This window comes from Ochrobactrum sp. XJ1 (assembly GCF_024701725.1).
Taxonomy (GTDB): Bacteria; Pseudomonadota; Alphaproteobacteria; order Rhizobiales; family Rhizobiaceae; genus Brucella; species Brucella anthropi.
In genome coordinates, this window is sequence record NZ_VDGD01000004.1 from 425259 (window position 1) to 432058 (window position 6800).

Below are 6800 nucleotides of genomic sequence, written 5' to 3' on the forward strand. Positions count from 1 at the left end.
ATAGGCGTTTCAATATCGGGGAATATGATCTAAGCATTTGATTTTTCTATGGTCGGAGTGAGAGGATTCGAACCTCCGACCCCCTCGTCCCGAACGAGGTGCGCTACCAGGCTGCGCTACACTCCGTGACCACGTGGTCTTGACCATTGAGGCGGCTTATAACGCCCCCAATTTCAAGCTGCAAGAGCATCCTGTCGTTTTTTTAATGCCTAACCCCAAAAGTTGGAAATGGCTTCAGACGAGTTGTATATGAGAGCAGGACGGCGCTATCCATTTGCTTCCAAAATCTATTAAAGCATAGCAAAAACAGGCTTCGTACCACCGCCAAAAGCCACGAAATTGGGGTTTGCAAAACCCGCAACACCTTCATTGGCGCGTTGACCATAAGAGAGCGGCGTTCCCTCGAAAGTCGTGGTGAGGCCACCAGCGGCGCGTAACACGGCATCGCCCGCCGCCGTATCCCATTCCATCGTCGGGCCGAAACGTGGATAAATATCGGCCTCTCCACTGGCAATCAGGCAGAATTTCAGCGACGAACCGATGGAAACACAGCTGTTGATCCTGTTGTCGTTCAGGAACTTTTCCGTTTCCGGGTTCTTGTGTGACCGGCTGCAGACGGCCACCCGCTCTGGCCCATGGACGCGCACCGCTATCCCACGCCTTGTTCCGATTGCATGATCTTTGGTCGTCGTTATTTCTTCAGCACCATTGCTGTTTCCAATAAACAAGCGATTGCGAACTGGTGCATAAACGATGCCGAGAACCGGAGCGCCGTCCTCGATCAGGCCGATATTCACCGTGAAATCGCCGTTTCGCAACAGAAACTCACGGGTGCCGTCGAGAGGGTCGACCAATAAAAATCGCCGCCCCAAATGTGAAGGCAAACGTCCCGCTGCCACTTCTTCTTCAGCCACAACCGGAATATCCGGAACAACGGAAGCGAGTGCAGCAAGAATGATGGCTTCCGCGTCACGATCTGCTTCCGTGACCGGGGAAGAATCTTTCTTACTCTGAACCGCGCAACCATTGGCATAGTGCTTCATGATAACGCGCCCCGCCTCGAGTGCAGCTTCCTGCAGGACGGCCAGCATTGCTTCGTCGTTCGGATCGGCTTTCGGGGAGGCTGAAATCTTCATTGCTCAGATTGACCAGGAATCGCTGCCATAACTGCCGATGATACCACGTTCGGCAAGATACTTTTCTACTTCTGCGACGAGTTCGTCAACGTCACGACCCGTCGTGCTCAGGCGTAGTTCCGGTGATATTGGCGCCTCATAGGGAGAATCGATCCCGGTGAAAGCCTTGATCTCGCCACGCAAAGCCTGCGCATAGAGCCCCTTCGGGTCACGCGCGATGCATTCCTCTATCGGTGTATCCACGAAAATCTCGACAAACTCGCCTTCAGGCAGGCGAGCGCGAATCCGATCACGCTCAGCTTGAAATGGCGAGATGAAGGAGACCAGCACAACCAGCCCCGCATCGGTCATCAACCGGGCGACTTCGCCGACACGGCGGATGTTCTCCGCCCTATCCTCATCGGAGAAGCCCAGATCGCTGTTGAGGCCATGACGGACATTATCACCGTCCAGCAGGTAGGTGTGCTTGCCAAGCGCGTGGAGCCGCTGTTCCAGCCGATTTGCAATGGTGGATTTGCCGGAGCCGGACAGACCCGTAAACCAGAGCACAGCCGGTTTCTGGAATTTCTGCGCTGCGCGTGTCTGTTTGTCGAGGTCGAAGGACTGCAGATGCACATTCGTCGCCTGACGAAGCGCGCTATCGATCATTCCAGCACCCACAGTCGCGTTGGTAAGCCGGTCGATCAAGACGAACGCGCCCGTTACGCGATTATCCGCGTAAGGATCGAACGCAATCTGATCCACCGTCTGGAGATGGCAAAGTCCAATCTCGTTGAGGTCAAGGCGGGGTGCTTCCTGACGGGTGAAGCTATCGACATCGGTTCTGTATACGATCTCATTGATCGTTACCGGTGTCTGATCAGTCTCAGTACGCAGGATATAGGAACGGCCGGGATGCAATGCCTCCTCGCCGAACCAGACTATATTGGCTGAAAACCGATCAGCAACTTCGGGCCGGGCCTCCGTCCCGACCAGCATATTGCCGCGCGAAACCTCGATCTCGTCCTCCAGCACCAGTGTGACAGCCTGTCCTTCGGAAGCACGTGGCAGGTCACCGTCATAGGTGGTGATGCGTTTTACGCGGGAGGTTTTGCCTGATTTGGCAACCACCACGGCATCACCGGCACTGATCGAACCGGATGCCACAGTGCCGGAGAAGCCGCGAAAATCGAGATTCGGCCGGTTCACATATTGCACCGGAAAACGAAACGGCTTGGCCGCTGCCTCCGTGTCGATGCGCACGGTCTCCAGATGTTCGAGCAGATGCGGCCCTTCATACCAGTCCATGCGTGGCGACGGCAGGGTGACATTGTCGCCGAAACGCGCCGAAAGCGGGATCGGCTGGATGCTGGCAAAGCCTAATTCATTGGCGAAACTCATATAATCGGCAACGATGCCCTCGAAAGCCTCTTGCGAAAAATCAACCAGATCAATCTTGTTCACGGCCAGAACGATGTGACGAATACCAAGTGCCGCGGCAATGAAGGAATGGCGTCGTGTCTGCGTCAGTACACCCTGACGGGCATCGATGAGCACGATAGCAAGATCGGCTGTAGAGGCACCAGTCGCCATGTTGCGCGTATATTGCGCATGGCCGGGTGTATCAGCGACAATGAATTTACGACGTGGCGTCGAAAAGAACCGATAGGCGACATCGATGGTGATGCCCTGCTCCCTCTCGGCCTCCAGACCGTCAACCAGCAATGCAAAATCAAAATCGTCATCCGTGGTACCGAACTTGCGGCTGTCGTTCTTCAACGATGCGAGCTGGTCCTCGAAGATCAGTTTCGTGTCATAGAGCAGGCGTCCGATGAGCGTTGACTTGCCGTCATCCACCGATCCGCAAGTAAGGAAGCGCAAGAGTGTCTTGCGCTCCTGATCGGCCAGGAAGTCGCTGACTGCAGCATTGGTCGCAACAGGCTTGATTATCGCATTCATCAGAAATAGCCCTCGCGCTTCTTTTTTTCCATCGATCCGGCTTCGTCACGATCGATGGCGCGGCCCTGCCGCTCGGATGTACGGGCAATCAGCATTTCTTCGACAATATCGGAGAGGTCAGCCGCACTGGATTCAATAGCGCCGGTCAACGGATAGCAGCCAAGCGTGCGGAACCGCACCAGCCGGTTTTCCACCGTTTCGCCCGGACGCAACTTCATGCGGTCGTCGTCGAGCATGATCAGCATGTCGTCGCGTTCGACCACCGGACGATGCGCTGCAAAATAAAGCGGGACGATGGGGATATTCTCTTGCAGGATATATTGCCAGATATCGAGTTCAGTCCAGTTCGACAGCGGAAAGACGCGGATCGATTCCCCTGCGGAAACCCGCGTATTGTAGATCTTCCACATTTCCGGACGCTGGTTCTTGGGGTCCCAACCATGCTGCGCGTTACGGAAGGAAAAGATGCGCTCCTTGGCGCGCGATTTCTCCTCGTCGCGACGGGCGCCACCAAAAGCAGCATCGAACTTGTACTTGTCGAGCGCTTGCCGCAAAGCGACCGTCTTCATCACATGAGTGTGGACATTCGATCCATGGCTAAAGGGGCCAACCCCCTCGCGCACGCCATCCTCATTGATATGCACGAGCAGCTCAAAACCCTTTTCACGCGCCTGGGCATCGCGAAACTCAATCATCTCCCGAAACTTCCATGTCGTATCAACATGCAGAAAGGGAAAAGGCGGCGGAGCGGGATAGAATGCCTTCATCGCCAGATGCAGCATCACCGACGAATCCTTGCCGACCGAATAAAGCATTACCGGGTTGGAAAAACTTGCCGCAACCTCGCGAAAAATATGGATAGCTTCCGCCTCAAGGCGCTGAAGATGCGTCAGGTTCTTGGTCAGGGATGCATGATGCACGACTACTTACTCCCGGCAACCGGATGGGGACTCGATACTGGCGGGAGGGATGGCGAATGCCTTCATCCGGCGCAGGTGTGGCAAAAGCCACGGTGCGCGCATTGTCGTGAAATGATGCGGAAAAGTGAAAGAAACCTATCGCGTATTGCAACTCGCTTGCGCGAAAAACTTACCGTATTTGCACGCGGGGCCGGAACAAACTTGCGCGCGCCGGGAAAAGCCGCTTTTTGGCCAAGTCACGGAAAATCATACAATTTTTGTGATATTTAACGGGGTTTTGCTCTGGAGCTGCCCGTTATTCGGACAACTCCAGAGCAAATTATTACCTGGTGAGGCTTGCCTGAACATCGTTCAGCGTCGCCTCGAGCGCGGACACCATCGTATCAACCTGCTGATCGTTGATGATGAGCGGCGGACAGAAGGCAAGCGTATCGCCCATTGCGCGGGAAATGACGCCGCGCTCCTGAAGAACGGCGTTTGCCTTTGCGCCCAGAGCGCCGGTTGGTTCAAGGCCCGTCTTGGCCTGCTTGTCGGTGACAAGCTCGACACCGGCTATGAGACCAACGCCACGCACTTCGCCGACCAGAGGATGATCCTGCAACTCACGCAGGCGCTTCTGCATATAGGTGCCGCGGTCGCGCGCATTGGCGACCAGATCACGCTCTTCAATAATGGCGAGGTTTTCCAGCGCTACCGCTGCCGCCACCGGATGACCGGATGCCGTGAAGCCCGTGCCAAGCGTGCCGATCTTGTGGCTTTCTTCGGCAATTGGCGCGTACACACGCTCGTTGATGAGGAAGGCCGAAATCGGCAGATAGGATGACGAAAGCTGCTTCGACATCACCAGAATGTCCGGTTTCATATCGAAAGTCTGGCTGCCGAACAGATTGCCTGTCCGTCCAAAGCCGCAAATAACTTCGTCAGCGATCAGCAGAATATCGTAGCGCTTGAGAACAGCCTGCACTTTTTCCCAATAGGTTTTGGGCGGCACCACGACGCCACCGGCACCCATGACCGGCTCTCCGATAAAAGCGGCAATGGTGTGTGGCCCTTCAGCGATGATCAACTGTTCCAGCTCATCCGCGAGCCGCGTTGCAAACTGCTCTTCAGTCTCGCCAGCCTGTCCTTCGCGATAATAATGCGGGCAGCCCGTATGCAGGATACGATCGATCGGCAGATCGAAAGAACGGTGATTGTTGGGCAAGCCGGTCAGGCTGGCAGAGGCAATCGTCACACCGTGATAGCCGCGCTTGCGTGAGATGATTTTCTTGCGCTCCGGTTCACCCAGCGCATTGGAGCGATACCAGATCAGCTTGACGACCGTATCGTTGGCTTCGGAACCTGAATTGGTGAAGTAGGCCTTGCTCATCGGAACAGGAGCCATTGAGACAAGCTTTTCAGCCAGATCAATGACAGGACCATGCGAACGGTAGGAGAATGTATGGTAGAAAGGCAGCTTCTTCATCTGTCGTGCAGCTGCTTCGGCCAGACGCGGTTCGGAAAAGCCCACGCCAACACTCCACAGTCCTGACATCGCTTCGATATAGCGCTTGCCCGATACATCTTCGACGTAAATGCCATCGCCACGCTCGATGACGAGCGGACCTTCCGCTTCGAGGCGGACAGCATCGGTATAAGAATGGAGATGATAACGGATATCGCGAGCTTCAAGAGAGTTTGGCTGAGCAGTCATTCATTGATCCTCCGGGAAAGATAATGAATTTGTAGCCCGTTTCAGAAAAAGCGCAAACCGGAAAGCCGCTGAAAAATGCCCTTCGGATCAAACCGCCGAGGGACTTGGAAGATATTTACAGAAGACCGAAAGTGCGGGCCTTGGCGACGGCCTGAACCTTATTCACCGCAACAAGCTTTGTGAGCACGTTGCTGATATGGAAATTCACCGTGCGCGTCGAAATATTGAGGATCGTGCCGATGATCTCGGCAGTCTTTCCCTCACTCGTCCAGCGCAGGATTTCCCGCTCGCGCATCGTCAGGTTCACTTCAGAAACGCAGTTCATCGTCGGAACATCAAGATGTTCGTACATGGACAAATGCAGCAGATTGGCTGCGATCTGCATCTGGCGCCGCAACATTGAAATCTCACCGGAAGATAATGCCGGGCCAGTTCTCAGGAAAGACAGCATTCCGAACACGCCTTGAGCAGCCCAACACGGCTGGGAAATTCCAACCTTGAGGCCGAAGCGCTGTGCATCCGCCCATATCTGTGGTGCTTCCGCAAAGAGCTTCGACGACCAGACCAATGGCTCTATGCTGTTCAGTGCCTTGCGAACCAATGGGTCAACATCCGCATATTTTCGGGCTGTATAGTGATCGGTCCATTCCTGCGGCAACGACCCAAAGCTGAGCCATTTGACCACGCCGTTCAACAAGGGAACGCGCATGACATACGCCGTATGTGCAAATCCGCACTGCCTGGCATAGGTGCCTATATATTCAAGGAGCTGTCCGGCATCGTCAGCAGATTGCATGGATTCATAAATTTGTTCCCATTTCATTGCAGACTTCCCAACGAAAAATATAACTATTGATGATTATTGAAATTCGAAGCATTTAAATAAAACGCCAACAAATCAGTAACACATCTCTGTATTTTTCTCTATATACTAATCAGAAATGCATACATCTCCACCGGTTAAATATTACAGTGATCTAAATTATAAATTACTTTAATAAATACTTAATTATTACATGAAGCAGGACCAGCTCTAAGAGCCTGTTCCAAAAAGGGTTGAGCGATTACAGTAGGTTATGATCCAATCGGATTGCTTACATTCGATGGAGATCA

5 protein-coding genes and 1 tRNA gene are annotated in these 6800 nt (G+C 54.0%); all 6 read right to left on the bottom strand.

The window, feature by feature from the left end; translation table 11 throughout:
• Positions 1-49: 49 nt before the first annotated feature.
• Positions 50-126: transfer RNA gene (locus FG152_RS09750), tRNA-Pro, on the bottom strand.
• A gap of 164 nt (positions 127-290) precedes the next feature.
• Positions 291-1136, bottom strand: coding sequence for a 3'(2'),5'-bisphosphate nucleotidase CysQ (gene cysQ / locus FG152_RS09755; protein ID WP_010658035.1), 846 nt, complete (start codon positions 1134-1136; stop codon positions 291-293).
• 3 nt (positions 1137-1139) lie between these two features.
• On the bottom strand, positions 1140-3074 hold the full coding sequence (gene cysN / locus FG152_RS09760) for a sulfate adenylyltransferase subunit CysN (protein WP_029925892.1): 1935 nt from the start codon (positions 3072-3074) through the stop codon (positions 1140-1142).
• A complete protein-coding gene (cysD, locus tag FG152_RS09765) occupies positions 3074-3994 on the bottom strand; it encodes a sulfate adenylyltransferase subunit CysD (protein ID WP_010658033.1) in 921 nt (306 codons plus the stop codon). Before cysD ends, cysN begins: the two co-directional genes overlap by 1 nt.
• A gap of 322 nt (positions 3995-4316) precedes the next feature.
• Positions 4317-5687, bottom strand: a complete 1371-nt coding sequence (locus FG152_RS09770) for an aspartate aminotransferase family protein (protein ID WP_029925894.1) — start codon at positions 5685-5687, stop codon at positions 4317-4319.
• A 115-nt stretch (positions 5688-5802) separates the two neighbouring features.
• Positions 5803-6510 (bottom strand): LuxR family transcriptional regulator, encoded by a 708-nt coding sequence (locus FG152_RS09775; protein WP_010658031.1) that lies wholly within the window; start codon positions 6508-6510, stop codon positions 5803-5805.
• Positions 6511-6800 lie beyond the last annotated feature (290 nt).